The organism is Paracoccus sp. L-17, assembly GCF_056857655.1.
In genome coordinates this window covers 350,387-375,968 of record NZ_JBSXNM010000046.1, presented here as the reverse complement: position 1 = coordinate 375,968, position 25,582 = coordinate 350,387, and the positions used below count along the sequence as shown (strand labels likewise).

The 25,582-nt window shown below is 66.1% G+C and carries 21 protein-coding genes; 13 read left to right on the top strand and 8 right to left on the bottom strand.

Annotation, left to right across the window (positions count from 1 at the left end; genetic code table 11):
- The first annotated feature begins 36 nt into the window (after positions 1–36).
- Positions 37–540: an RNA polymerase sigma factor gene (locus AC13CR_RS18715; protein WP_292957101.1), complete on the top strand. Its 504-nt coding sequence runs from the start codon at positions 37–39 to the stop codon at positions 538–540.
- On the top strand, positions 537–1,277 hold the full coding sequence (locus tag AC13CR_RS18710) for an anti-sigma factor (RefSeq protein ID WP_292957098.1): 741 nt from the start codon (positions 537–539) through the stop codon (positions 1,275–1,277). Before AC13CR_RS18715 ends, AC13CR_RS18710 begins: the two co-directional genes overlap by 4 nt.
- Here AC13CR_RS18710 and sorU read toward each other — a convergent pair.
- Both sorU and sorT read right to left on the bottom strand, forming a co-directional pair.
- A complete protein-coding gene (gene sorU / locus AC13CR_RS18705; protein ID WP_292957095.1) occupies positions 1,274–1,669 on the bottom strand; it encodes a SorU family sulfite dehydrogenase c-type cytochrome subunit in 396 nt (131 codons plus the stop codon). The two genes, AC13CR_RS18710 and sorU, sit on opposite strands and share 4 nt — an antisense overlap.
- Before the next feature lie 56 nt (positions 1,670–1,725).
- Positions 1,726–2,910 (bottom strand): SorT family sulfite dehydrogenase catalytic subunit, encoded by a 1,185-nt coding sequence (gene sorT, locus AC13CR_RS18700; RefSeq protein ID WP_292957092.1) that lies wholly within the window; start codon positions 2,908–2,910, stop codon positions 1,726–1,728.
- Positions 2,911–3,298: 388 nt separating this feature from the next.
- Here sorT and AC13CR_RS18695 point away from each other — a divergent pair, with 388 nt between their 5' ends.
- The 5 genes from AC13CR_RS18695 to AC13CR_RS18675 are packed head-to-tail and all read left to right on the top strand — an operon-like array spanning position 3,299 to position 9,443.
- Positions 3,299–4,231 (top strand): cytochrome c oxidase assembly protein, encoded by a 933-nt coding sequence (locus tag AC13CR_RS18695; protein WP_292978291.1) that lies wholly within the window; start codon positions 3,299–3,301, stop codon positions 4,229–4,231.
- Positions 4,228–5,220 carry a cytochrome c oxidase subunit II gene (locus AC13CR_RS18690; RefSeq protein WP_292957086.1) on the top strand — a complete coding sequence of 331 codons (993 nt, stop codon included), beginning with the start codon at positions 4,228–4,230 and terminating at the stop codon, positions 5,218–5,220. The genes AC13CR_RS18695 and AC13CR_RS18690 overlap by 4 nt, the downstream gene beginning before the upstream one ends.
- Entirely contained in the window at positions 5,217–7,757 is a 2,541-nt protein-coding gene (ctaD, locus tag AC13CR_RS18685; protein WP_446232591.1) for a cytochrome c oxidase subunit I, read from the top strand. Before AC13CR_RS18690 ends, ctaD begins: the two co-directional genes overlap by 4 nt.
- A 1-nt stretch (position 7,758) precedes the next feature.
- Positions 7,759–8,142, top strand: coding sequence for a hypothetical protein (locus AC13CR_RS18680; RefSeq protein WP_292978364.1), 384 nt, complete (start codon positions 7,759–7,761; stop codon positions 8,140–8,142).
- Positions 8,139–9,443 (top strand): c-type cytochrome, encoded by a 1,305-nt coding sequence (locus AC13CR_RS18675; protein WP_292952769.1) that lies wholly within the window; start codon positions 8,139–8,141, stop codon positions 9,441–9,443. The genes AC13CR_RS18680 and AC13CR_RS18675 overlap by 4 nt, the downstream gene beginning before the upstream one ends.
- A 39-nt stretch (positions 9,444–9,482) precedes the next feature.
- Here AC13CR_RS18675 and AC13CR_RS18670 read toward each other — a convergent pair whose 3' ends face one another.
- The 6 genes from AC13CR_RS18670 to AC13CR_RS18645 all read right to left on the bottom strand — a co-directional run bounded on the left by AC13CR_RS18670 (position 9,483) and on the right by AC13CR_RS18645 (position 12,973).
- Entirely contained in the window at positions 9,483–10,109 is a 627-nt protein-coding gene (locus AC13CR_RS18670) for an SCO family protein (protein ID WP_292952766.1), read from the bottom strand.
- Positions 10,109–10,576 carry a copper chaperone PCu(A)C gene (locus AC13CR_RS18665; RefSeq protein WP_292952763.1) on the bottom strand — a complete coding sequence of 156 codons (468 nt, stop codon included), beginning with the start codon at positions 10,574–10,576 and terminating at the stop codon, positions 10,109–10,111. The genes AC13CR_RS18670 and AC13CR_RS18665 overlap by 1 nt, the downstream gene beginning before the upstream one ends.
- A gap of 24 nt (positions 10,577–10,600) precedes the next feature.
- Complete coding sequence (locus AC13CR_RS18660; RefSeq protein ID WP_335661542.1) at positions 10,601–11,260, bottom strand: DsbA family protein; 660 nt, start codon at positions 11,258–11,260, stop codon at positions 10,601–10,603.
- Positions 11,260–11,679, bottom strand: coding sequence for a disulfide bond formation protein B (locus AC13CR_RS18655; RefSeq protein ID WP_292952757.1), 420 nt, complete (start codon positions 11,677–11,679; stop codon positions 11,260–11,262). The genes AC13CR_RS18660 and AC13CR_RS18655 overlap by 1 nt, the downstream gene beginning before the upstream one ends.
- 5 nt (positions 11,680–11,684) lie before the next feature.
- On the bottom strand, positions 11,685–12,287 hold the full coding sequence (locus AC13CR_RS18650; protein WP_292952754.1) for an SCO family protein: 603 nt from the start codon (positions 12,285–12,287) through the stop codon (positions 11,685–11,687).
- A 176-nt stretch (positions 12,288–12,463) separates the two neighbouring features.
- Positions 12,464–12,973 carry a phage tail protein gene (locus AC13CR_RS18645; protein ID WP_482900943.1) on the bottom strand — a complete coding sequence of 170 codons (510 nt, stop codon included), beginning with the start codon at positions 12,971–12,973 and terminating at the stop codon, positions 12,464–12,466.
- A 214-nt stretch (positions 12,974–13,187) separates the two neighbouring features.
- Here AC13CR_RS18645 and AC13CR_RS18640 point away from each other — a divergent pair, with 214 nt between their 5' ends.
- The 6 genes from AC13CR_RS18640 (at position 13,188) to AC13CR_RS18615 (ending at position 25,560) form a co-directional block, all read left to right on the top strand.
- Positions 13,188–15,671: an autotransporter outer membrane beta-barrel domain-containing protein gene (locus AC13CR_RS18640; RefSeq protein ID WP_482900942.1), complete on the top strand. Its 2,484-nt coding sequence runs from the start codon at positions 13,188–13,190 to the stop codon at positions 15,669–15,671.
- Positions 15,672–15,964: 293 nt separating this feature from the next.
- Positions 15,965–17,407, top strand: coding sequence for a hypothetical protein (locus AC13CR_RS18635; RefSeq protein WP_292952744.1), 1,443 nt, complete (start codon positions 15,965–15,967; stop codon positions 17,405–17,407).
- Positions 17,408–17,502: 95 nt separating this feature from the next.
- Positions 17,503–18,891 (top strand): hypothetical protein, encoded by a 1,389-nt coding sequence (locus AC13CR_RS18630; RefSeq protein ID WP_482900941.1) that lies wholly within the window; start codon positions 17,503–17,505, stop codon positions 18,889–18,891.
- A gap of 49 nt (positions 18,892–18,940) precedes the next feature.
- The gene (locus AC13CR_RS18625; protein WP_482900940.1) at positions 18,941–21,886 is read left to right on the top strand and encodes an NAD(P)-binding protein; all 2,946 of its coding nucleotides are present in this window, start codon (positions 18,941–18,943) and stop codon (positions 21,884–21,886) included.
- A 30-nt stretch (positions 21,887–21,916) separates the two neighbouring features.
- Positions 21,917–24,892, top strand: coding sequence for an ATP-binding protein (locus AC13CR_RS18620; RefSeq protein WP_482900939.1), 2,976 nt, complete (start codon positions 21,917–21,919; stop codon positions 24,890–24,892).
- Positions 24,889–25,560 (top strand): Crp/Fnr family transcriptional regulator, encoded by a 672-nt coding sequence (locus tag AC13CR_RS18615; RefSeq protein WP_292952729.1) that lies wholly within the window; start codon positions 24,889–24,891, stop codon positions 25,558–25,560. The genes AC13CR_RS18620 and AC13CR_RS18615 overlap by 4 nt, the downstream gene beginning before the upstream one ends.
- The last annotated feature ends 22 nt before the right edge of the window (positions 25,561–25,582 follow it).

The following is a 25,582-nucleotide window of genomic DNA, read 5'->3' as shown; positions in this document are numbered from 1 at the left end:
TCTTTTAGCGGATTCCCGGATCGGTTAGACAGGATCATGGCCCAACTGACGCAGATCGAGATCCTGCTTCCCGAACTTCGGGCCTATGCCGTCGCGATCTGCACCTCGCGCAGCGATGCCGAGGATCTTGTCCAGGACGCGGTCGAGCGTGGTCTGCGTTCGGATCGCCGGCCGGCGCGCCTGGACCAGCTTCGGCCCTGGATGTTCCGCACGATCAGGAACCTGCACTACGACGAACTCAGGAAAAGACGTGTGCGTCGGGAATATTTGGAGGCGGAGAAACGTCTATCCGAAGAAGCGGGAACCGCGGATGCCGCGCGCGATGCGCTGACAAGGCTGGCCTTCGAAAAACTGCCGCCCGAGACGCGGGAGGTGCTGTGTCTCGTGGACATCATGGGGCTGACATACGCCGAGGCGGCAAGGGTGATGGATGTGCCGCCCGGCACGGTGATGAGCCGGATCAGCCGGGCGCGGCGGGCGCTTCTGATGATCGTGGAAGGCGCCCAAGTGGTGGAAAGCGGAGCAGGGCGGAAGACATGAACGAATTGGCCGACAGCGACTGGACTTTGATCAACGCCTACCATGACGGCGAATTGGGCCAGGCCGAGGCGCGTGATCTGGAATCGCGAATGGCGCGGGATCCGGCCCTTGTCCGGGCCCTGAACCAGGTGCGCCATGTCTCGGCCAGCCTTGCGGCGCTGCGGCCCGAATCGCGGGCCGAGGTATTCCGTCGCGACTTCGCTGCGGCCAATGCCAGGCGGTTTCCGCGAAGGTGGCTGGCGGGCGCTGCGGCCGCGGCGGCTGTCGCTGTTGCGATCGTCTTCGGGTCCGGATTCCTGGCCGAACCGACGCCGATCCGGATTCATGCCGCGTTCATGGACCAGAGCTTCGCTGTCGGCGACCGCGATCTTCGCACGATCGCCGGGAAGGATCCGTGGGGCGTGCCGGATCTTTCGGGTGCCAACCTGGTGCCGGTCGCCGTCGCAAGCTTCGAGGCAGGGCAGGTGACGCATTACGCGGGCCGGAACGGATGTCGCCTGTCCTATTTCCGCGGGTCATTCAGGATCGGTGACGATGATCGTGCCGCCGGCCAGCAGGTGGCGTCATGGACGACGAATGCGGATCTGCGCCACATGGTCGTCGCCACGGGAATGGACCGCGCCAGATTCGACGCGGTCGTCGCCTATCTTCAGCAGGTGACGCGGCAGGGGGCCACCGAGAGCGTCCTGGCATCGCTGACGCAAGCGACCCGGAACGCAAGCGCTTGCCTCGGCTAGTCCGGCGTGGCGGGTGCGACCGCGCCTGAGGAGGTTTGCCCCTCCATTGCGGGCTGTGCCGCGCCCTCGGCCCCGCCGGTCACCTGGGCCACATAGGCGGCGACGGTGTCGATCTGGCCCGCGGTCAGCATATCGGCGAATGCCGGCATGACGCCGATTCCGCTGGTGACGGCGGCGCGGACCTGCGCGGCGGTCGGTTTGAACTGGTCCAGGTTCGGGCCGATCTCGGCTTCGGATCCGGCATCGCTCAGCGCGTGACAGACAGCGCATGAGGGCTGCGCGGTTTCGGTGAAGATGGTGCGCCCGGCCTCCAGATCGGCCTCGGCGAGTGCCGGGCCGGCGGCAAGCGCAAGGAAAGCGGCGCCAAGAACCGGCGTCGTGGATGTGGTCATGTGATGGCTCCTGGTGGGGCGGTCGAGCCGGCGGGATGGCCCGCCGGCCGGGAATCCTAGCTGACGGTCACATCGACGGCATGGACGCGCCAGCCGTTATTGCCGTAGCCACGCTCGTTGGGCGGGAACGTCTCGGGTTGGCTGGTCCCGTCCTTCGCCGTCGCCCGGCTTGCCAGAGTCTGCGTTCCCTCCGAAAGCTCGGTGATCAGCACGAAGGGCCGCCAGGCATAGCGGCCCAGGTCCGGCCCGAGAAACTGCGCATCGGTCCAGCTCTGGCCGCCGTCGGTCGAGACCTCGACCTTCTCCAGATCGCTGACGCCGCCCATGGCGACGCCATGGATCTGCACCTTTCCGGTGGCGGCGTCCATCAGCGGCCCGGTGATCCAGGACTTGACGCTCATTTCGTACATCGAGGGCTGCGAGGGATCGCCCTTCTCGCCAACGGGGCGGACGCGATAGCCGGTCTGCTGGATCTTGGCCGGCGATTCCTCGGTCGTCAGGGCGAGCCGCTTGAGATACTTGACGTTGTTGACGCCGTAATAGCCCGGAATCACAAGCCGCACCGGGCCACCATGCGCCAGGGGCAGCGGCTCGCCGTTCATTTCCCAGGCCAGGATCGCCTGATCCATCGCGGCCTTCGGAACCGAACGCTCGACCTGAAGCGTCTCCTTCGGGACGCCCTCGGGAATGTCTTCGCCGCCCGTGCCGGTCAGATAGACCGCGCCGTCGCTGGCGCCGCCCATGGCGTCGATGACCGCGCGCACCGGCACGCCCGTCCAGACGACATTGCCCGCCGCACCGACCGACCATTGCGTGCCACTGGTCTCGTGATCGAAAAAGGCGCGTCCGTTGCCCGAACATTGCAGAACGCAGACCACCGTCTCGACCGCCAGCGTCTTCAACTGGCCGACCGTCATCGTGCCCGGATTGGCGACGCCGTCGATCTCGATCTCCCAGGCATCGCGGTCGGCGACAATGTCTTCGGACGGGGCCGGCAGGTTGTTGCGGATATAGAGATCCGTGCTGGGCGTGATCAGTTCCGCCCCCTGGGCTGCGCGCTTCGTCTCCAGCGTCTGCTTGGAATGGACGATCAGATCGTCGGCATCCTTCCAGGCGACGTAATCGGGAAGCGCGGTCCCGTTGTCCTGACCGATGGCCGGTCCACCGACGGCCGCGGCGCCAAAGGCGCCCGCCGATCCGATCAGGAAGTGGCGGCGTTTCACGTTCTGAATCACTTTCATTGGCTTTCCTCCCGTGGTTCGGAGCCGCGGCACCACGGTATGCGACAGCCCCGTAACCAAGAGACGTGCCAGGGCTGCGTATTATTCCAGCTTGCGCGGAATAAACCGGCCGAAGCAGGCTGCCGATCGAGCCTGCCGGTGAAAACGGTCGCGGGCTGTGCCCGGTCATCCGCCCCGATTGCCGGGCCATTTGCCGGGCTCGGCCGGGGCGCGCGCGTCCTTGCCCGGACGGTGCGATCCTGGGGTCGAAACGATTGAACACGAACGGACAATCAAGCAATGTGATGATGTGACTGCCGGAGGAGAGAAGCGGGTGAGAGCGTTCGGGATCCCGATTGCGGCGCCGTTCGCGGAGCTTGGCCCGCGTCGCCGCCGCCGAGGCCGGGGCGTGACCCCGCCGGCAGGTCTGGGCGCCGCGTTCCTGCTCGGCGCCTCGCGGGCATCGGCCCACAGCGACGGCGCGCCGCCGGCACCGGCGGACTTCTGGTCCATGTGGTCGCTTCAACCCTCGGTCATCGTGCCCCTGGGGCTTGCCGTCATGCTCTATGCCGGCGGTGTTCGGTTGGCCTGGGCGCGGGCGGGAACGGGCCGCGGGGTCCGGATCCGGCAGGTGCTGTGCTTTGCCGGCGGCATCGCGGCGCTGGTCGCGGCCCTTGTCTGGCCGCTCGATGCCTGGGGCGAAAGCCTGTTTTCCGCGCATATGGCGCAGCATATCACGCTGATGGGGCTGGCGGCACCGCTTCTGGTGCTGGGACAGCCGCTTGCGACGATGACGCGCGCCCTGCCGCGCGGCTGGCAAAGGCGCCTTGCCGCGCTGGCCGGGACCGCGATCTGGCGACGTGGCCACGATCTTCTGACCGCTACGGGCGTCGCCACCGCCCTGATGCTGGGCGTTTTCCTGTTCTGGCACGCACCGCCCGCGCTGGCCGTGGCGCTTGACCATGATCTTGTCCACGCGGTGATGCACGGCTCGATCTTTGCCGCCGCTCTGGCGTTCTGGACCATGATCGCCCGGGTCCGCGACAGAGGCTTCGGGGTGCGGATCGTCGCGCTTTTCGTCTGCTTCAAGTTTTCGCTGATCCTGGGGGCGCTGCTGACCTTTTCGGGCCGGGCGCTTTATCCCGTCTATGGGTCCCGGCCAGACGCCTGGGGATTGACGCCGGTCGAGGATCAGCAACTTGCCGGCGTGCTGATGATGACGGCGGCGGCGATGATGTATCTGGTCGCCGCACTCGTCGTCGCGGCCGCCTGGTTTGCTTCGATGGATCGGACACAGGCTGCCTGCAACACGGTCGCGGCAGCGAACGGGGCAGGATCTTGAGGACGGCGGGGCTGGCATTCCTGCTTGCGGCGCTGGCCCTGGCGGGCTGCGAGAATCCGCAATCCGCCTTCGATCCCGCCGGGGACGAGGCCGCGCGCGTCCTTGCGCTGTTCTGGGCCATGCTGGCCGGAGGCGTGGTGATCTGGGTCATCGTCGTCGGCGTCAGCTTCTACGCGGTCAAGGTGCGGCCCGGGCGGCACAGCGAAAGGACCGGCCTGCGGCTGATCATCTGGGGCGGCTGCGTGTTTCCGACTGTCGTGCTGGCGGCGCTGCTGGTCTGGGGCCTCGGGCTGCTGAACGACCTGCGCCGTCCGGGCGACGGTCCGACCATCGCGGTTTCGGGCGAACGGTTCTGGTGGCGCGTCTCCTACGGCGTGACGGGCGCGCCGGGCGTGCTGCGCAGCCTGCCGCGCGGCGGCATCCCCGGCGCCAACGAGATCGTCATTCCGCTGGGCCAGCGCAGCACGATCCTGCTGGGCAGTCCCGACGTGATCCATTCCTTCTGGGTGCCGCCGCTGGCCGGCAAGATGGACGCGATTCCCGGCCGGGTGAACCGTCTGATCCTGGAGCCGACCGAGACCGGAATCTTCAACGGCACCTGCGCCGAATTCTGCGGGCTGGCCCATGCCCAGATGGGATTCCGGGTGATCGTCGTGCCGCCCGCCGAGTTCGAGGCCTATGTGCAGGCGCAGGCCAGGCCCGCCGCCGTCACAACGGGGCCCGGTCTCGATCTGTTCCTGAAGAACGGCTGCGCCGCCTGCCATGCCGTGCGCGGCACCCCCGCCCGGGGCACGGTCGGGCCCGATCTGACGCATCTGGCCAGCCGGCGGATGATCGGCGCGGGCATCCTGCCCACCACGGCCGAAAACATCGCCGATTTCATCGCCTCGCCCGACCATCTCAAGCCGGGGGTCGAGATGCCGGCCTTCGCCATGTTGCCCGAGGCCGAGATCGCCCGCATCGCCGATTGGCTGGGGAGCCTGCAATGACCGACCCGACAGCACAGGGCACACCCGATCAGGACGACCCCGAGGTTCGGCGCGGGCAGGAAGACAGGCTGCGCGAGGTCTGGAAGACACCGAAGGGCTGGCGCTACTGGTCGGCGGTCAACAACACCGAAATCGGTGTCTGGTATACGGCGGCGTCCTTCGGGTTCATGCTGTTCGCGGGCGTTCTGGCGCTGCTGATGCGGGTGCAGCTGGCGGTACCCGAGAACGATTTCCTGACCGCGACCTTCTACAACCAGCTGTTCACGCTGCACGGCACGGCGATGATGTTTCTCTTTGCCGTGCCGATCTTCGAGGCGGTGGCGATCATACTGCTGCCGCAGATGCTCGGCGCGCGCGATCTGCCGTTTCCGCGGCTGTCCGCCTTCGGCTTCTGGTGCTTTCTGATCGGCGGCGTCTTCGTCAGCGGCTCGATCTTCTTCGGCGCCGCCCCTGCTTCGGGCTGGTTCATGTATCCGCCCCTGACCACCGAGGAAAAGTTCACGCCAGGCCTCGGGCCCGACATCTGGCTGCTTGGTCTGTCGTTCATCGAGGTCGCCTCGATCGCGGCGGCGGTGGAACTGATCGTGGGCACGCTGAAATGCCGCCCGCCGGGGATGCGGCTGAACCTGATGCCGCTATACGGCTGGTATGTGCTGGTGGTGGCGGCGATGATCCTGTTCGCCTTTCCGCCGCTGATCGCCGGCGACATCCTGTTCGAGATGGAGCGGATGTTCGACTGGCCGTTCTTCGATCCGGCCCGTGGCGGCGACCCGATCCTGTGGCAGCACCTGTTCTGGATCTTCGGCCACCCCGAGGTCTATATCGTGTTCCTGCCCGCGATCGCGCTGGTGGCGATGATCGTGCCGACCTTTGCGCAGCGTCCGATCCTGGGATATTCCTGGATCGTTCTGGCGGCGGTGGGCACCGGCTTCCTGTCCTTCGGCCTCTGGGTGCATCACATGTACACCACGGGCCTGCCTTCGGCCTCGCTGGGGTTCTTTTCGGCCGCCTCCGAGGCGGTGGCGATCCCGACCGGCGTGCAGATCTTCGTGTTCCTGGCGACGCTGCTGACCGGGCAGGTGATCTTTTCGGTGCCGATGCTGTTTGTCGCGGGCGCGCTGGCGACCTTCGTGATCGGCGGGCTGACCGGGGTCATGGTGGCGCTTGTGCCCTTCGACTGGCAGGCGCACGACACCTATTTCGTGGTCGCCCACCTGCATTACGTGCTGATCGGCGGAATGCTGTTTCCGCTTTCCGCCGGCATCTATTACTACTGGCCGATCGTCAGCGGCCGGAAACTGTCCGACCGGCTGGGGCGGTGGGCGTTCTGGATCATGTTCACCGGCTTCAACCTCGCCTTCCTGCCGATGCATTATTCCGGGCTTGCGGGCATGGCGCGGCGGGTCTGGACCTATCCTGCCACGCTGGGGGTGGGCACCGCGAACCTGATCTCCAGCATCGGGGCCTTCGTCTTCGCCGCCGGCTTTCTCGTCATCGTCTGGGACGTGCTGCGCCCACGCGGCAGGGAACCCTATGCCGATCGCAACCCGTGGAACGCCGGCACGCCGGAATGGCTGACCGAGATGCCGGGCGAGAACTGGGGCGTCCGCTCGGTTCCGATCGTTACCACGCGCTATCCGCTGTGGCAGCAGGCGAACTTCATCGAGGACGTGGACAAGGGGCGCTTCTACCTGCCGGACGCCGAAGAGGGGGAACGCGAGACGCTTGTCACCTCGGTTCTCGACGCCCGGCCCGAGCAGTGCCTGCGGGTGCCGGGGCCAAGCTTCATGCCGATGATCGCCGCCGCCCTGACCGGAGCGGTGTTCATCCTCACCACCTTCAAGTTCTGGATTCCGGCGCTGGTCGCCATGGTGCTGGCAACCGTGTCGATCATGGTCTGGCTCTGGCGCGGCACGGCAGTCATTCCCGAAAAGCCCGAAAAGAACGTCGGCCTGGGCCTCAGCCTGCCGCTCTATGTCTCGGGACCGAAATCGACGGGATGGTGGGCGATGTTCATCACCATGACGGGCGATGCGATGGCCTTTGTCGGGCTGGCCTTCGGCTACATGTTCTATTTCACCATCCATGCCGATTTTCCGCCGCCGAACATGGCCGGGCCGGGCGTGTTGTGGCCAAGCCTGTCGCTGGGCCTGTTCGGCGCGGCCTGGGCGGCATCGCTGGGCGCGCGCAACCTCAACCGCGCCGGGCGGGTCGGCATCGCGCGCGGCCTGATGGCGGCGGGCAGCCTGCTGTCGCTTGGCGCCGGTGCGGCCCTGCTGTGGGGCCCCTGGACCTTCGGGCTGAACCCTGCCGATCACGTCTATCCGGCGACGGTCTGGGTGCTGGCGATCTGGACCGCCGTTCACGCGGCGGTGGGCAGCCTGATGCTGGGCTATTGCCTGGCGCGGTCGGTCTTTGGCAGGATCACGCCGCGCCATGACGCCGATATCTCGAACGTGGCGCTTTATTGGCATTTCATGTTCGCGACCGCACTGGTGACGGTGACGTTGCTGGCATTTTTCCCGACGCTGGTCTGAGGTGGCGATGCTGGGACTGGGCAAGACCGAGGACACGCTATGGACGCTGATCGCCGCGCCGACGATCTGGGCGTTTCACTTTCTGTTCAGCTATACGCTGGTGGCCTGGCAATGCGCGCCGAACGGCGATCCCTTCCGCGACATCGGCGGCACGCGCGCAATGATCGGTGTTGCCACCCTGACCTGTCTGGGCCTGATCGGCCTGATCCTGCGCCGCGCCTGGCGCGAATGGCGCGAAGGTGGCGGCGGCTTTCGCAACGATCAGGACACGGCCGAAGCGCGCGAAGGGTTTCTTGAATTCTCGACGCTGCTGCTGGCGGCATTGTCCTTCGTGGCGGTGCTGTTCGAGACCCTGCCGATTGTCATGATCGGGGATTGCCGATGAGGCTGAGGATCGTCCTGACCTGGAAAAGGCTGGCCGGCCTCGTGGCTCTCGGCATGGCCGGGGCGCTGTTTGTCGGCTGGTCGGGGCTGGTTTCCATCGCCGCCTCGTCGGGACACTGGCCGGTGACGCGCTGGTTTCTTGGCTGGACGCTGGAGAACGCCGTCGCCACCCAGTCAACGCCGGTCGAAAAGCCCGAGGGGCTGGATCTGTCCGATCCGGCGCTGATCCAGCGGTCGGCCGGCAATTATGCGACAAGCTGCGCCGCCTGCCATGGCGCACCCGGCGTGGCGCAGTCGCCGGTCGTGGCCAACATGGTTCCGTCGCCGCCGCGGCTGGAGGACAGCGTCGGCGACTGGAGCGACGAGGAATTGTTCTGGATCGTCAAGAACGGGTTCAAATATACCGGAATGCCCGCCTGGCCGGCGCAGGGCCGCGATGACGAGGTCTGGGCGCAGGTGGCCTTTCTGCGCGCCTTGCCCGACATGACCGCCGCGACCTATGCCGATCTTGCCCTCGGTGGCGGCGTCGTGGATGACGACCTCGAGGCGGGCGGGCAGGCGCTGGCGGCGCTGGACGGCATTTTCGAGAACGCATTGGAAAATTGCGCCCGCTGTCATGGCCGCGACGGGCTGGGCCGGGGCGACCGCACGGCAGAGGGCGCGTTTCCGATCATCGCGGGCCAGCCTGCGCCCTATCTCAACGCCACCTTGCTGGCTTTCGCGCAGGGCAGGCGCGAAAGCGGTTTCATGCAGCCGCCGGCCAGCCGCTATGACGCGCAGACCCTTGCCGAGCTTGCCGAATACTTTGCCCGACAGCCCGGTCCGGTGCCGGAACCCGGTCCCGAAACCGCCGCCGGCAAAGGCGCGGAGCCAGCGTTGGGCGCGTCCGGGCCGTTGGTCCTGCCACTGGACACGCCGCAGGATGCCGCCGGTATCCTCGAAGGTGACACCGATCTTGACTATGCCACGGTGCCGATGGCCGCCCCCGGCGGCCCCCCCGCCACGCCCGAGGCGCTGCTGTCCCTGGGCCGGCGCATCGCCCTCGACGGCATCGCCGAGGCTGGGATCCCGTCCTGCCAAAGCTGCCACGCCCTGGGGCCGAAGCCGCGAAGCCCAGATTTTCCGGCGCTCGCGGGACAGCCCGAGTGGTATCTTGCCCGGCAATTGGTGCTTTGGCGCGACGGCAAGCGCGGAGGAACCCCCTTTGCCCCGGTGATGGAGGCAATCGCCGAGCGGATGACAGAGGAACAGATCGACGCGGTATCCGCCTGGTACGCCGGGCGGCCCCGGAGCGACCGCTAAGACGGGGCGGCCGGTTCCGCGCCGTCACGATTCCCTGCCTCAGCTCGCCGCCTTCGCCTCTTTCTTCATGGCACGGCGGATCTTGGGGATCGCGAATTCCCTCGGCTCGTGATAGTCGATCATGGTGACGAAAAGCCCCTCGGCATCGAACAGAAAGACGCCCGAGGTGTGATTCATCGTATAATCGCCGTTTTCGGTCGGCACTCTTTCATAGGTCGCGCGGAAACCGGCGGCGGCGCGCGCGATCTGCGGCTCCGGGCCGGTCCAGCCGCGGATCGCCGGATGGAAATAGCCAAGATAATCGGCCATCGCCCGGACCGTATCGCGCGCGGGATCGACGGTGATAAGAACCACGTTCCATTCATCACCATCCGGTCCCAACTCGTCCAGCCAGCCGGAGATGTCCGAAAGCGTGGTCGGGCAGACATCGGGGCAATAGGTGAAGCCGAAGAAGACCATCGTCGGACGGCCGATCAGGGATTTCGGTCCGACGCTGTTGCCCTCGTGATCTGTCAGGCGAAAATCCATCGCGGAAAGGGCCATCGGCCGCAATCCCGCCGCGTCGGGCGCACCGGGCCCGTCCACCCGCCACCAACCGACCGCCAGCGTCAGCGACAGCGCGCCAAGGCCGGCCGCGCCGTATCCCAGAAACGCCCGCCGCCGCATCAGTCCCCGGGTCCGCGTGCGGCGATGCCGAGGATCGGCACTTCGACGATCGTCTGGCCGCCATCCTCGAAAAGCAGCGTCAGCGGAAAGGTCTCGCCTTCCGTCATCGGCGCTTGCAGCCCCATCAGCATCGCGTGCAGCCCGCCGGGTTCCAGCGCCACGCTGTCCCCCGGTGCAATCGTGATCCTGCCCGCGGGCGTCATGGAACTGATGCCCTGGGCATCGGTCCTGCTTTCGTGGATTTCGGGCATCATCGCCAGCGGAGTTGCAAGCCCGGTCAGCGTCACCGGCTCCTCGCCGGTATTGCGAATCGTCATGTAGGCGGCACCGGGGCGCTTGACGCCGATCGAGGCGCGCGCCCACGCGCCGGCAACCACGACATCCCCGGATCCTGCCAGAGCCGGCGATGAAAGCCCGGCGACAGTCAGAAGGGCGGCCAGCGCGCCCGCGAACAGAAGGTCTTTCATCGGAATGTTCCCGTGTTCCACCATTCAACTCTGCGCCGCGGCGACTTCGGCCGAGACCAGGCGCCGCAATTCGGCCTCGCCGAACGGGTCGAGCGGCTTGTCGTTAACGAAGAAGGTGGGGGTCTGGCGGATACCCAGGGTTTCGACATCGGCGCGGTCCTGGTTCAGGATTGCCACGACGTCAGGCGATTGCATCTGCGTGCGCGCCGCCTCGGCGTCGAGGCCGGCGGCGGTCGCGATCTCGAGGATCAGGCCCGGCGGCGGCGTCCCGCGCGAAGCCCATCTGGGCTGTTCGCGCAGCAGCGCATCCATGACCGGACGATAGACATCCTGCATCCGCGCCGCCTCGAGCACGCGCACGGCCTCTTCCGAGGATTCGCCGTGAAACGGGGTATAGCGGATCACCACGCGCACGGCGTCCCCGTTCCGGGCCATGATGTCCTTCACGATCGGGTCGAACGCCCGGCAGGCTTCGCAGGCCGGATCGAAAAATTCGACGATTGTTACCGGCGCATCCTCGGGCCCGAGAACCGGAGAATAGCTTCGGATCAGCGCGTCTTTGCGATCCGCCGTGACGGGGGCCGCGCCGGCGGTCGGCGCGGGCCGCGTCGCATACCATGCGGCACCGCCAAAGCCGGCGGTCCCCAATGCGAGAACGGACAGGATCAGGCCGCGTCGTTGCATTATCGTGTTTCCTTCAGTGAAAGGGCCGACAGCAGACCGATCAGGGCAAAGGCCACAAGCGCCATCAGCGGGATCGGAATGCCAAGGACCAGTTGGTTTTCATCGGTGCAGGAGGGTCCTGTGGCGGTGCAGGGCTGGATGCTTTCGGGAATCAGCCCGACATAGAGGCCCAGGTGCCACAGCGCGACCGCGCCGCCGCCAAGCGCCAGTGCGATGCCATAGCGCCCGACGCGATCGTCCCGCCACCAAAGCCCGAGTCCCAGGATGATGGCCAGGGGAAACATGAAGGCGCGCTGGAACCAGCAAAGCACGCAGGGCGATTGGCCCAGCACCTCGCCGATGAACAGCACGGCGAGCGATGCGAAAAGCGCAATGGTCCAGGCCAGCCCCAGGGCGGTCGCGCCGGACAGTCGGGTCATGGCGGTCAGATCCTCTCTTGCAGGTCGGCCAGAATTTCTTCGGCGGGCGTGCCGTAGGGCCAGGAATCGACGAAGCCCGCCGCGGGGTCGAAGAGGAAAAGATGCGACGTGTGGTTCATCGTGTAACCATCCGGGGCCGAGGCTTGCTCGATCCGCTCGTAGAAGATCGGGAAGGTTTCCGAGGTCGCGGCGATCTGTTCCGGCGTGCCGGTAAGGCCGATGATGCCCGCATCGAACAGGGGAACATATTCCGCGAGGGCCCCGGGCGTGTCCCGTTCGGGATCCACAGAGATGAAGATCGGCTGCACCTTGGCGGATTCATCGCCCAGTCCGTCCATCACCGACGCGACCTCCGACAGCGTCGTGGGACAGATATCGGGGCAATTGGTGAAGCCGAAGAAGACCAGCATCCAGCGCCCGGCGAAATCGTCCTCTGTCCGGACCACGCCGTCATGACCGGTCAGTTCGAAATCGGCGTAGAAGGGCGGCTCTTCCCGGGCCTGGTCGGGCGCGGTCCGAAAATCCGACCAGAGCAGCAGCCAGGCCAAAGCCAGCGCCGCAACGCCCGCCAGCACCCACAAAATCCTTCGCACCGATGCCAGGGACATCCGTCTCACCTGCCGCTAATCCGTTTCGCGCAAGAATCATGTCCTCACCGCAGGTTCAAGCACGGATTGCCTGCCGCGACAGCATGTCACCCGTCCGTGAAGCCTTTGCCGCCCGGCCGGCGGCCAGAGCGGCGCCGAACGCGGGGAGGGCGCGTCGATACCCCGCAGATGCGCCCTTAGCTTCGCGACGGGAAGATGCCTTCAAGAGCGATGATGTAATTGATGCACAGGGTCGGGGGCATGTTGTCATGCGGCTGGCTGCCGCCGCTGGTGGCGATTGTGGCCGGGTTCAGCGCCACCGTCGGCGATGTCGTTGCCGAATAGATCGCCGAACGTGCCAGCAGATCACCCGAGGGCCGGTCATTGTCGGCAGGTGCGTTCAGCACGCTGACCTCATGGCTGTGGCTGGGCATCTGCGTCGTGTCCAGCGTCACCGTCTCGCGTCCCAGCGATTGCCCGATTTCCCGCGGCGTCAGGCCGGGGCCCGAGCCTGCATGCATCGGCACCCTTCCGCGAAGGTCGGGCAGGCTGAAGCTGGTGCGGCCATCGCCGCCATAGGTCGTGCCGAGAATGCTGAAGACCGCCGAATTCGATGCGATCGCCAGCAATTGACCATCGCAGAACGCCCATCCGCGCGGCGCGAAATTTCCGCCGAACAGAACGATCATGCCAATGAATGGATCCATCTGAGTTCTCCCGAAGCCTGTCAGTGTCGAAGGGTGTCCAGTCATGGCCCGACGGGGCCATGCGGTCCGGCCAAGGTTTATTCACTTCACCGGACGGCTTCTGTGTCCCGGAACACAGAATGCGACAAATGGCGCCATTAGCCTGCAGACAGATTTCGAAATGCCGTTTCCGGGCGCGTCCGCGCCGGGGACGCAGAATGAACGGGACAGAGACATGACGCGCTTCAGATCCATTCTGGCGGTATTGGGACTGGGCCTGACGGCCGCGACGGTTCCGCCGGCCACCTCCCTCGCCCTGGGTCCGGGATTTTTCGATCAGGTCATCGCGCCCGCGGGCCTGACCTGCAGCTTCAACGCCTATCATGATTCCGCCGCGCAGGAGACACAGCTGAACCTGTTCATCCCCAACGGGGCAAGCCAGTCTTCCGGAGGGAATTACTGGTCAGGCGGCGTGATCACCAGCTGGCCCGGCGGCGATATCACCGCGGCCGCGATCGCATCGGAATGCGGCGCGACGAATGTGGTCGTGACATTGTCGGACGGCGCCAACGGCACCTACGCGACCGATGATTTCGTCGGAGTCGAGTTCCGGGCCACCTCGCTCGCGGACGGAAACACCCGTGACTACGTCATCGGGGCCTCGGGGGCGGGATCGACAGTTCTGGTCAACAATTCCACGATGGTCGCCAACACGCCGCCGACGGCCGATGCGGGGCCGGACCGGACGGTGGCTTCGGGCGCGGCGGTGACGCTTGACGGCAGCGGGTCGGACGCCAACGATGCCGGCCAGAGCCTCGGCTATGCCTGGAGCCAGAGTTCGGGCCCGGCGGTCACGCTGAGCGGGGCTACGACGGCGACGCCGGGCTTCACCGCGCCGGTGCTGGTGGCCGGCGCGGCGGACGCGGTGCTGGTCTTCAGCCTGGTGGTGAATGACGGCTCGGATCCCTCGCCGGCCGATACGGTGGCGATCACGGTGACCGCGCCGGGCGACAGCGTGGCGCCGGTAATCGCTGCGCCCGTACCGCTGAGGGCCGAGGCCGGTCCGGACGGAACCGCGCTGGTCGGTTTCAAGGCGACGGTGACCGACAATGTCGATCAGGCGGTCACACCCGTCTTCACCCTGGACGGGGCCGTGATCACCAGCCCGTTCGCATTTCCGGTCGGGGTCAGCAAGGTGTTGATCGACGCGACGGATGCGGCAGGCAACAGCGCGGTGCAGCAGATCCTTGTGGTGACGGTCACGCCGGCGGCGGCCCCGCCGCCCCCGGTCATCACCACCGCCGCGATCAATGCGGACCGGTCGCTTACAATCGGCGGCACCGCCGCGGCCGATGCGAGGGTGAGGGTGACTTTCCCCGATGCGTCCTTTCAGGAGGCGACGGCAACGGGCGGCCTGTTCTCGGTCACGTCGGCTGCCAACATGACGGGCGGCACGGTCTCGGTCACTGCGGCGAACGCGCCCGGAAACAGTTCGGCGGCGACGACGGTAGAACTGTTTCCCGATTACGAGGCACCGACGGTTGCGCTTTCGGGCGCCCCGGCGACCCTGACCGACATGTCGGCCTTCACGGTGACGATCACCTTCTCGGAACCGGTTGTCGGGTTCGAAACCGGCGACGTGACCGTTTCCGGCGGGACGGTGACCGCGTTTTCGGGGACCGGCGCCGTCTACCGTGCCGGGATCACGCCCGGCGCGGTTGCGGAGGTCACGATCGGCGTCCGCGCGGGCGTTGCCGAGGATCTGGCGACCAACCCGAATCTGGCGGCGGCGCCGCTGACGGTCCTGCCCGACACCTCGCGCATCGCGCAGGAGGCGATCACGGACGCCCTGACCGCCCGTGGCCGCGCCCTGATCGGTGCCCAGCCGGATTTGCGCGGCTTCCTGACCGGCTCGGCAGCTTCGGGGCTCGAGGCGCGGGCAAGCCGGGGGCAGGGCAACTTCCGCATCGGGGCCGGGGGACAGGACAGCACTTTCTGGGCGCTGGCTCAGGGACGGTGGTCTGATTCCGTTTCGACGGAAATGGACTATTATCACCTTGCCCTCGGTGCGCATCTCCTGCGCGGAAAGAACCTGATCGTCGGGGCCATGTTGCAATTCGACAGCGCCGATGCGGGTCTTGACGCCGGTTCCTTCGAGGGACGGGGCTGGCTGGCCGGCCCGTATCTGGTGGCGCGACTGCCCGATCAGCCGCTTTATCTTTCGGCCTCGATCCTGCATGGGCGGAGCGATAACACCCTGACACTTGCGGGTCAGGCACCGGATGATTTTTCGTCCACCCGGACATTGCTGACGGCCGGCGTGGAAGGCCGATTCGCGTGGACCGAGACGACAACGATCATCCCCTCGCTCGATCTGTCGCATCTGGTCGATCGGCAGAAACGCTATGTCGACAGCCGGGGCAATACGGTCGGTGCGCAAAGCATTCGACTGACCGAAGCGGCCTTCGGGCTGGGCTTCGAGCATCTGGTGAGGCTTGACGACAACGAGATGCTTCTGAGCGGAGGCATCAGCGGGATCTTTTCGGATCAGCAGGCCCCGGGCGACACGGCGACCAGCACCCGCGGGCGCATCGACCTGGGCGCCGAGTTTCGCCTGGGCGAAGCGTCGAGCCTGAGCCTGACCACGTTCTATGACGGTCTGGGCGATACCGGCTACGGGGCAAGGGGGGCGGCGCTGGATTTCGAGATGCGGTTCTAGAACCATCATCGGCTGCCCGGACCGACAAGCGGCCGGGCAGATTGCGCGCGCGGCCGGTATCCCTGGCGCGCGGCGCGCCATGTCATCGGCACCGGCCTCCGCGCCGGTGCTTTTTTCGGGCTTCGTGTTCTGGCGCACAGTGCGAGTCGGTCGGGCGGGATACAACAAGGGCGCGAGTTCCGGTGCGGACCGGCACCCGCCACCCTCCCGTCTCGGGCCCTGGCCGGATCTTTCAGCGAGGGTGCCTTTTTCACCTCCTGCCGAAAGGCGGGACTCCATCAAGGAACAGATCCATGTCCGACACCATCACAATGGAACGCCCGGCCGCAGCCACCGACCTGACGCCCAGTCAAAAGACATTCGTCGATGCGATCACGTCCAAGGTGGGCACGCTTCTGGGCAGCCAGTTGCCCGGAACCTTTGCTGCCGTCAGCTATCCTCCGGGCTTTCACCCGGTCGTGCAATATGGCAACAACGCCTACTACAATTCCACCATGCTCGACACGTTCAACGGCACGTTGGCGGTCGGCAGCAACGGGATGCTGACGCTGGGCAACGAGCAGTTCAGCACGCTTTATGCGCGCATCCTGAACGCGGCGCAGTACCAGTTCTCGGCGGCCGATCAGAAGATCGTCAACGACCCCGCCTATGACAACCAGAAGATCGCCATCACCAACGAGGCGTCGTCGGGTGGCTTCGCGGCGGCCTACGCCGTTTCGCCGGTCACGTTCACCGGCGTCCTGGCGGCGCTGCTGAAGAACTTCAGCAAGGACCCCACCGATCATTCCCTGGCCAATATCGCGACCGCGGCGCGGCAGTTGGCCTCGGCCGGGTTTCCGGGCCTGGCGGCGGCATTCTCGAACAATATCAACATGCTGGCACCGCTTATCCGGATCACCGGAGAACAGGCTGCGGCAGAGCTGCAACTGGCCGCGGCCCGGGAAAACGCCACCAATCCCACGGCGGCGAATGGCGGACTGCAGACGACCGACAGCACCTATTATGTCGGCTGGACGCCGATGCCGTCCAATACGGTGATCCAGGCCGGTCTCGACAGCGGCAGCAAGGTATCGATCGAGGTCTCGGCCTCGAATTTCTCGTCCACCGACGCCAGCCTGTCGATCGCGGGAAAGACCGGCTTCACAATCCCGGTGCTGGATGTGGTCGATATCGGCATCTCGGCCGGGTCCAGCTATGACTGGTCCAAGCATACCTCGTCCTCGTCCTCCTTCGACATGACGATCGAATATCCCGGCGTGACCATCGTCCAGATCGATCCCCTGACGCTGAGCGCCGACAACACGACCGGCTGGTATGACGAATCGCTGCTGCGTTCGATCGTGACGGGATCGGGCGACGACAGCGTGTCGGGCTTCAAGATCGCGCCGACGGACCAATATGCCCCGGCCAGGATGTTCGGCCAGGGCAAGCCGTTCTCGCGGCTGAAGACCCTGGTGATCAGCCAGGCGCCCACCATCACCATGGTGTTTTCGGCCGACATGGCCAATTCGGTCACGTCCTCGTTCAAGGAAAATGCCTCGGTGGATGTGAAGCTGTTCGGGATCTTCTCGGTCGGGTCGTTCAACGAAAGCTACGGCATCACCAAGGTCGACAGGGACAGCGCCTCGGGCAAGGTCACCGTGGTCTTCGCGCCGCCCAAGGTCATCGGTACCGTGCCGCCCACCCAGCAGGTTGCCAACGTTCTGGGCGGCGTCGCCGATTATCCGCCGGCCTGAAGCCGAGATGCCGAACCGCGCCTGAAGCGGGCGCATGACGGACACGAACCGGGGCGGTCCGCGATGGCCGCCCCGCCCGATATGGGGGACGACCGATGACACAGGCCGGGCAGACAACGGATGACCGCGCCGCCGAAGCCATCTCTCGCAGGATCGCAGCCTATCTGGGGGCGCAGATCGAGCCGGGATTTCGCGTGATCCGCTACCCGCCGGGCTACAATTTCAACGTGCAATACGGCATGCCGGTGATGTGGAATCCGCACACCTTCGGCCTGATAGACCAGATCTGCAGGCTGGACGGACCCCATTCCGCCAGCATGACCGGCAGCAGTTTCAGCGCCGAGTTCGCCGCGATCCTGGCTTCGGTCGGATATCATACATCCACAGCCGATATCCGGGCGCAGAAGCAGGCCATCGGGGATTTCGACCGACAGGGCGACAGGGTGGTCCAGGTCTTCGAGGCCGAATTCGGACCGATCACGGCCGCGATGATCCAGGCCTCGGGGGCGGTGCCGCGAACGAAACCGGGCTATGTCTCCTGGTATGTCGGGGCGCATTATCCCGGCACTCCGCCCCGGTTTCCGCCCGTTCTGGCCTCGTTCTCGGCGGCCTATGCGGCGTGGCTGTCGCTGGGAGAGACGGTGGAAAAATCCGCCCGGCAGGCGCAGGCGGCCGCGGCACTGGTTTCCGCGGCGCGGGCGCATTCCATCCATCCGGGGGCGGGCAATGGCGGTTTGCCGACCGGACCGTCGGCATGGTCGGTGGCCTATTGCGGCCTGCCCACCAACAACCAGATCAATGCCGGTCTGGACAACCGGCAAAGCACCGTGAGCGTGACCATCGACGTCGAGGATGCCGGGGCGGGCATGGCCAGCCTGAGCCTTGACCGGCAGAGCCTGGGCCGAGTTCCCCGGACCGACCTGCGACTGTCGGTGGCGGCCGCGCCCGAGGATACGGCGCGCCCGGTCGATCCCTGGGCGGCGGCGCGTCATGTCGGGCTGGAGATCGTCTATACCGGGATCACGGCGATCCGGGCCGACCCGGTTTCCCTGTCTGCCGACCGCCGGAGCGGCTGGTTCAGCCTGCCGATCCTGCAGCAGATCGTGGCCAAGACCGGCAAGGACGTGACCGGCCTGCAGCTTCAGGGCTCTGCCTTCTCCATCGACGCGCTGTTCGGACCGGGCGGATCCTTCGCGCGGGTCCAAACCTTTGTCATCGCGCAGCAACCGACGGTGAAGATGACATTTCGCGGTACGAATCTGGACGCGCTGGCCGGCCAGGTGACGACGGACCAGGCGGCGCAGCTGAGCCTGGGAAAGATCGTCTCGCTGGGGGTGGATGGTCGCGACTACCGGGTTCTGGACATGCAATCGACCGGGACGGAGCTGACCGTCACCCTTGGCGCGGCACCGCCATCCGGTACCGTGCCGCTGATCGACCAGACCGCGCATGTCATCGGCGGCGTGATTCAGTTTCCCGCCTAGCGCTTTTCGTGTTCCCATCGGCTGACGACAGTTTCGGCGAGGAGAGATCATGCAGACCGAGCCCCGGAAGATCGCGATCATCGGCGGGGGTGTAGGCGCCGTGACGGCCGCCTATGCCATCACCCAGTTGCCCGACTGGCAGGACCGATACCAGATCACGTTCTACCAGATTGGCTGGCGGCTGGGCGGCAAGGGGGCCAGCGGGCGCAATGCCGCCAGGGGGCAGCGGATCGAGGAACACGGCCTGCATATCTGGGCCGGTTTCTACGACAACGGTTTTCGACTGATGCGCGATTGCTACGAGACCCTGAACCGGACCGGCCTGCGCAGCCCCGATGCGCCGCTGGGCACGCTGGACAAGGCGTTCAGGGGACTGAACCATTTCCTTCTGGCCGATGAGGAGACACAGGCCGACGGCACCCGGTCGCTGCGGCCCTGGCGCATCGACTTTCCCGAAATCGCCGGCCAACCCGGCGAGGGAGGGCTGTTGCCAACGCCCTTCGGCTACTTCAAGGCCCTGCTGCAGGCCGTCGCGGGTTTTCTGGATGGCCGTGTCGGCGCCGCGCCGCAGGAAATTCCGGCGCGGTTCCAGGCCGAATTCGCTCGCAGGGCCCTGCCGCTTGCGGCGGCCTCGCCGCTGCATCACCTTCGTTCCTATGCGGCCACGCTGCGTGACAATGCCTTTGACCACACCACCTCGCAGACGCTGTATCTCGCGGCGCTGGTCCGTCACGCCCAGATCTGGCACGCGACCGCCGATCTGGGTGGCGGCGACACGGCGCGCCGGATCGGCTATCTGGTCAGCCTGTCGCTGGCCTTTTGTCGCGGTGCCATCGACAACGGCCTGTTTCGCAAGGGCTTCGACGCGATCGACGATCAGGAAATCAGCACCTGGCTGTTGCAATGCGGGGCCAGCCGCGAGGCCGTCTATTCCGCCGTGTTCCGGGGCTGCTACGATTATGTTTTCGGCTATCCCGGCGGCGTGACAGACGATCGCGAGGTCGGCGCGGGCACCGCCATAAGGGGCCTGCTGCGCCTGGCCTTCACCTACAAGGGCGCGCTGTTCTACAAGATGCAGGCCGGGATGGGGGACACGGTCTTCGCGCCCTATTATCAGGTGCTGAAATCGCGCGGGGTGCGGTTCAGATACTTCAATGCCGCCACCAACCTTGCCCTTGCGCCGGACGGGAACGCCATCGTCGCCATCGACATGGTCGAACAGGCCGAGGTCCTGTCGGGCGACTACGAGCCGCTGGTCGATGTCAGGGGCTTGCCCTGCTGGCCCTCGGAACCTGACTGGAGCCAGCTCAGGGACGGGGCGGCGCTGAAGGCCGAGGGCGTCGATTTCGAATCCGAGAAATCGGTGCCGTCGGGGCGCGCCTATCGCCTGGAGCAGGGACGGGATTTCGATCTGGTGATTCTGGGCGCGTCGCTGGGATCGCTGCATTATCTGACGCCGGAACTGGCCGCGGCCTCGACCCGCTGGAATGCGATGTTGAAGAACCTGCCCACCGTGGCAACGCAGGCCGCGCAGTTCTGGTGCACCAAAACGCCCGAGGAACTGGGCTGGAACGCACTGGTCGCAGCGTATAATTCCGGCGACCAGGGCGATCTGAGAACGGTGATCACCAGTTTCGCCGAGCCGCTCGATACTTGGGCCGACATGTCCGATCTGCTGACGCGAGAGGACTGGCCGGCGGATGGGCCAACCGCCATCGCCTATTTTTGCAGTCCGGCGCAGGATGCGGGCACCGGTCCCGACCGCTGGCCCGATGCGGTGCGAAACTGGGCCGATGCGGAGCTGACCCGGCTCTGGCCCGGGGCGGGAAAGGCCGGCAAATTCGACGCCTCGATTCTTTATGCCGACGGCGCCCGGACCCCCGATGACAAGTTTGCCGGACAATATTTCCGGCAGAACTTCTACGGTTCGGAACGCTATGTGCTGTCCGTGCCGAACACGGTCCAGTATCGCCTGCCACCCGATGGATCGGGCTTTGAAAACCTCTATCTGGCCGGCGACTGGACACGCTGCGGGATCAATGCCGGCTGCGTCGAGGCCGCGACCATCTCTGGGTTGATGGCCGCGCGCGGATTGACCGGGGCCGACTTTAAGATCGTCGGCGAGGGTGATCTTGCCCCCGATGCGGGACCGACGGATGCCACGAAACTGTCCAGCCCCTATGCCCAGTCCGCGCCCTGGCCGCTGACGCCGGTCTATGGCACCGGCCGGATCGACGGCTGGTTCAGCTTTCATGCCGTCGATGCCCGCGCGCTCGAGGCGGTTCTGCCCGACGGAATGAGCCTTCATCCCCAGACGCTGACGCCCGAGGGTCAGCACCCGGTCGCGATCCTGGCCAATCAGCAGGTCGGCGTGCGGGCCTCGATCCTTCCCAAGATCATGGGCTATCGCAACTACTGCGAGGCGATCATCGCGATCAATTTCGTGCAGGTCGAGGGGCATGAGGGCGTGTTCAGCTATCTGCCCAATCTCTACCTCACCAACAATTGGGCGCGGCTGGCCGGGATATGGTGGTATGGCTACAACAAGCGGATGGGCCGGTTGCAGATGGGCAATGGTCACTACTCGGTCGCCGCCACCGATGGGCGCCCGATCTGGTCGGGCCGCTACCAGCAGAAGGATTTCGCGCGGCCGCTGACGCATTCGCCCGATTGCGGCCTGGTGCAATCACTTGCCGAGCAGATCGTGGTGTCGGAAGGCAAGTTCAGCCGCTGGCAATTCTCGTCCTTCGATTTCAATCTGACCTCGGCCTATGTCGCCGGCGTCAGCGCGCGGATCGACGTGACGGATGCCGCATTGGCCAATATTCCCCAGGGCAGCATGACCGCGCAGCCCCTTGCCATGGGCGCGGTGCAAGAGAACGGTTTGCATAAATTGCCCGGCGCATTCCGGATCTGGACCAGCTGGACCCTGTCGAATCCGTTGGACAACAGCAGGATAGCTCAACTAGAAGGGGAAAGAACGAAATTGCCGTAGCGTCAGCGGCAAGGGTCGAGAGGAGCCGCAATGTCCCGGATCGTGACCCGCCCCGAGGGCGAGCGGAAGCAGGTCACGGCGGTCTTTCTGGATCTGGTCGGGTTCAGCGAAGTCGCAAGCACCTCCGATGCGGAAGATTTGCAGGACTGGCTCGAGGAATATTACCGGCGCTGCGGCGAGATCGTCGAGATCAATGGCGGCGAGGTGACCGAATATCTGGGCGACGGAATCGTGGCGGTGTTCGGCCTGTCGCGCGCGGATGAACTGGCGGCCTCGAAAGCGGTGGATGCGGCGCTGCGCGCGGTGACGGAACTGGCGCAGGATAAGGCGGGGCAGGGCGGATTCACGCTGCGCGCCGGCGTCGCCACCGGAGAGGTCGCGGTGCGCCCCGACATGACGCGCGAGGCCTGGCCGCGGATCACCGGGACGGTGACGACCCTTGCCCAGCGGGTGCAGGAACTGGCCGCACCCGGCGGCGTGATGATCGCTGAAGGCACCAGGATGATGTTGCGCGGCCAGTTCACCCTGACGCCGGTGCCAAATCAGATCCTGAAGGGTTTCGCACAGCCGCAGATGCTGTTCGTGCCACAGATCGCCCCCCATCGCGACGTGGCGCCGGGAACGGCCGACCTGGTCGGGCGCGCGAAGGAATGCGCCGCGATCGAGGCCGCCCGGATGCCGGTGCTGATCGTCGGGCAGGCGGGGATCGGCAAGACCGCCGTGGCGCAGCACATGGCGCAGCGGGCCGGCATCGCCACCACGATTCAGGCCGAAGGGATCAAGAGCGGCTCCAGCTATCAGCCGTTCAAGGACTGGATCTCGTGGCGGCTGAAATCGTTGACACCCGACTTTGCCGAGATCACGCAAGGCTTTCCGGACCTGTCCAAGGCCGATCGGATGAGCCTGGCCCTGATCATGGGTCTGCCCGAAGGCGCGGCGCTTCTGACGGAATTGTCCAATCTCGCGCTGAAGGCCCGGATCGAAGCCGGGCTCTGGCGTGCCCTGCAAAGCGTCCAGCGCGACGGGATGGTGATCTTCGAGGATCTGCACTGGTTCGACATCGCCAGTTTCGGCGTATTGCAGCACATTCTGCGCAGTCCCGAACGATCCCGGTTCCGTCTGATCCTCACCAGCCGCGAGGATTCCAAGCTGGGCAAGCATCTTTCGGGGCTGGTATTCGAGACGCTCTCGCTGCATCCTCTGTCGCAGGGCGATGCCCATCGGATGCTGGCGTCGCTGGGCGCGCAGGACGGCGTCAATGCCGCCAGCCTGGTCGAGCAGGCGGGGGGGATTCCGCTCTATCTGGACCAATTGGCCAAGCGGGCGCTCAAGATCGGTCGGGTCGAGGAGACGGTTCCCGACACCCTGATGGATCTGCTGGCCGCCCGGATCGACGATACCGGCCCTGCGAAGCCGATCCTGCAGCGCGCCTCGGCGATCGGCCGCATCTTCGCGGTCGATCTGCTTCGCGCCCTCGATCCGACCGGCGCCGATCCGGTCTTCGCGCTGGAACACGCCCGGGCGGCTGGGGTCGTCATGCAGCGGTCCGCGGCTGAATGGGAATTTGCCCACGCCCTTCTGGCGCAGGCGGCCTATCATTCGGTCCTGCGCAGCAATCGCGAGGCGCTGCACCGGCGCATTGCGGAAATCCTTCAGTCCAGCCATGTCGATCGAATATCCCGCGACCCGGCATTGCTGGCCCGACATCAGCGAAAGGCGCGTCAGATCGGCCCGGCCATCCGGTCCTATCTCGCGGCCAGCCGGATCGGGCTGCTGCAGGGTGCCTTTGCCGATGCCGAAGGACATGCCGGCACGGCGCTGGCGCTCTGCGACGATCTGGACGATGCCTCGGCCCGCGCGGAAATGGCGATTGCCTGCCAGACGGCGCGCGGCTCGGTTCTGATGCAGGCGCAGGGGTTCACCGCAGAGCCCGTTCGCGACGCCTTCGGGGCGGTCCACAGGATTGCCCTTTCGTCCGGCTCGCTGGGGCCTAACAGCGCGGCGGCGCTGTTCGGAAGCTTCTCCCATGCGATCATTGCCGGCGACAAGTCCCGGGCTGACGCTTTCGACGCCCTGCTGGCGGACCTGGCCCAAAGCATGCCGGCGGGCGCCGGAGGCGACGAAGTGCGACTGGCCGCGCTGGCCACCCGCAATTGCGGATGTTTCTACCAGGGCGACTTCCGCACGCAGTTTCGCCAGATCGAAAGGATACGGGACCTTTATCGGATCGCGGATCATGCGGGCATGATCGCGCGTTACGGCATGGATATCTTTGCGGCCGCGCAGATGTTCGAAGCGCCGGCACGGGCGATTTCGGGCCAGATCGACGCGGTCGAAAGGCTGGTGGCGGAAACCGACGCGCATCAGGCCGAATTGTCGATTCCGGCGATGCTGCCATACGCCTTGATCTGGGGCGCGGTGCCGCTGTTCTACGGCGGCCGACAACCCGAGGCGCTGGCGCGGCTGCGCAGGGGCATGGCGCTGGCCGACGAACAGGGGGCCGTGTTCTGGCAGGTCACCGGCGCGACGTGGAGTTTCATCATGGATCCGTCGCAAAGCCTGGATGAACCCGGCCTTGCCGCGTTCAAGGCCAATATCGAATTGCAGCGCGCGATCGGTGCCAGGGTGGGTCTGCCCTATTTCTCGGCCTGCTATGCCGAGCGTCTGGCAGCGGCAGGCCGCGTGACCGAGGCCTATCACGTTTCCTCGGCAGCGGTGGTCGAGGCGCGGGAAAGCGGGCTGCATTGCTGGTATCCCGAAATCCTTCGCATCCATTCCGGCATTTGCCGCAGCGACAATCACCCGGGCGAGGCCGAGGCCGCGATGAAGCTGGCGCTGGATACCGCGACCCGGCAGGGGGCGGCACTTTGGAGCCTGCGCGCGACGCTGGATCTGTCATGCCATGATGTGCCGGACGATCAGGGCCTCGCCGCGGCGCTGAATGCCTTTCCCAGGGATGCGGTCCTGCCCGAACTGGGTCGCGCCAAAGTTCTTCTGTCACAATGACCGGCCTGTTGTCGTTCGACCTGCCCCTTCTGGCGGGCGTCAGGGCGGCCGATCTGGCCGGTATCGACGTGCAGTTCCAGGAAAGATCGCTGGCTGGCTGGGAAGTGCTGTTCAACCAGCAGGACATGTCGCGCGACGTCTATTTCCTGCTGTCGGGCGCGCTCTTGGCGGTTTACTGGACGCCCGAGGGGCGCGAGATCATCTTTTCACGGTTTTCCACCGGATCCTATCTCGGCGAATTGGCGGCGCTCGATGACGGCGATCGGTCGCTTGCGGTCGTGGCGCGGGCGCCGACGCGGGTTCTGGTGATGCCGCAAAAATGCTTCCTGTCGCTGTTCGAAACCGTGGCTTTGGTCCGGCACCGCGTGGTCACGGATCTCGTGTCGCGCGTGCGCGCGCTGACCGCACGCAATATGGAACTGACCAGCTTCACGGTCGAGCAACGTGTCGTCTCGTACCTCATCGCCCTGGCGGTCGAACGCGGCCAGCTGGAGACCGGCGGTGTCCTGGACCATGCCCCCACCCATGCCGAGATCGCGGCCAGCATCGGCGCCAACCGCGAGATCGTAAGCCGCACGATGACGAAACTTGCGCGGCGGGACATCCTGAGGACGGCGCGACAGCGGATCGAGCTGCTGAACCCCGATGCCTTGTCGGCCATCCTCTAGAATCCTGCGGCAGGGGCGCGCC

Bases quoted from the DNA above. Each gene is read 5' to 3' on its own strand.
- AC13CR_RS18630 (WP_482900941.1), top strand. From the start codon at position 17,503: ATGACACAGGCCGGGCAGACAACGGATGACCGCGCCGCCGAAGCCATC.
- AC13CR_RS18710 (WP_292957098.1), top strand. From the start codon at position 537: ATGAACGAATTGGCCGACAGCGACTGGACTTTGATCAACGCCTACCAT.
- ctaD (WP_446232591.1), top strand. From the start codon at position 5,217: ATGACCGACCCGACAGCACAGGGCACACCCGATCAGGACGACCCCGAG.
- AC13CR_RS18655 (WP_292952757.1), bottom strand. From the start codon at position 11,679: ATGACCCGACTGTCCGGCGCGACCGCCCTGGGGCTGGCCTGGACCATT.
- AC13CR_RS18675 (WP_292952769.1), top strand. From the start codon at position 8,139: ATGAGGCTGAGGATCGTCCTGACCTGGAAAAGGCTGGCCGGCCTCGTG.
- AC13CR_RS18625 (WP_482900940.1), top strand. From the start codon at position 18,941: ATGCAGACCGAGCCCCGGAAGATCGCGATCATCGGCGGGGGTGTAGGC.
- AC13CR_RS18650 (WP_292952754.1), bottom strand. From the start codon at position 12,287: ATGTCCCTGGCATCGGTGCGAAGGATTTTGTGGGTGCTGGCGGGCGTT.
- AC13CR_RS18645 (WP_482900943.1), bottom strand. From the start codon at position 12,973: ATGGATCCATTCATTGGCATGATCGTTCTGTTCGGCGGAAATTTCGCG.
- AC13CR_RS18615 (WP_292952729.1), top strand. From the start codon at position 24,889: ATGACCGGCCTGTTGTCGTTCGACCTGCCCCTTCTGGCGGGCGTCAGG.
- AC13CR_RS18635 (WP_292952744.1), top strand. From the start codon at position 15,965: ATGTCCGACACCATCACAATGGAACGCCCGGCCGCAGCCACCGACCTG.
- AC13CR_RS18640 (WP_482900942.1), top strand. From the start codon at position 13,188: ATGACGCGCTTCAGATCCATTCTGGCGGTATTGGGACTGGGCCTGACG.
- AC13CR_RS18670 (WP_292952766.1), bottom strand. From the start codon at position 10,109: ATGCGGCGGCGGGCGTTTCTGGGATACGGCGCGGCCGGCCTTGGCGCG.
- sorU (WP_292957095.1), bottom strand. From the start codon at position 1,669: ATGACCACATCCACGACGCCGGTTCTTGGCGCCGCTTTCCTTGCGCTT.
- AC13CR_RS18715 (WP_292957101.1), top strand. From the start codon at position 37: ATGGCCCAACTGACGCAGATCGAGATCCTGCTTCCCGAACTTCGGGCC.
- AC13CR_RS18620 (WP_482900939.1), top strand. From the start codon at position 21,917: ATGTCCCGGATCGTGACCCGCCCCGAGGGCGAGCGGAAGCAGGTCACG.
- AC13CR_RS18665 (WP_292952763.1), bottom strand. From the start codon at position 10,576: ATGAAAGACCTTCTGTTCGCGGGCGCGCTGGCCGCCCTTCTGACTGTC.
- sorT (WP_292957092.1), bottom strand. From the start codon at position 2,910: ATGAAAGTGATTCAGAACGTGAAACGCCGCCACTTCCTGATCGGATCG.
- AC13CR_RS18660 (WP_335661542.1), bottom strand. From the start codon at position 11,260: ATGCAACGACGCGGCCTGATCCTGTCCGTTCTCGCATTGGGGACCGCC.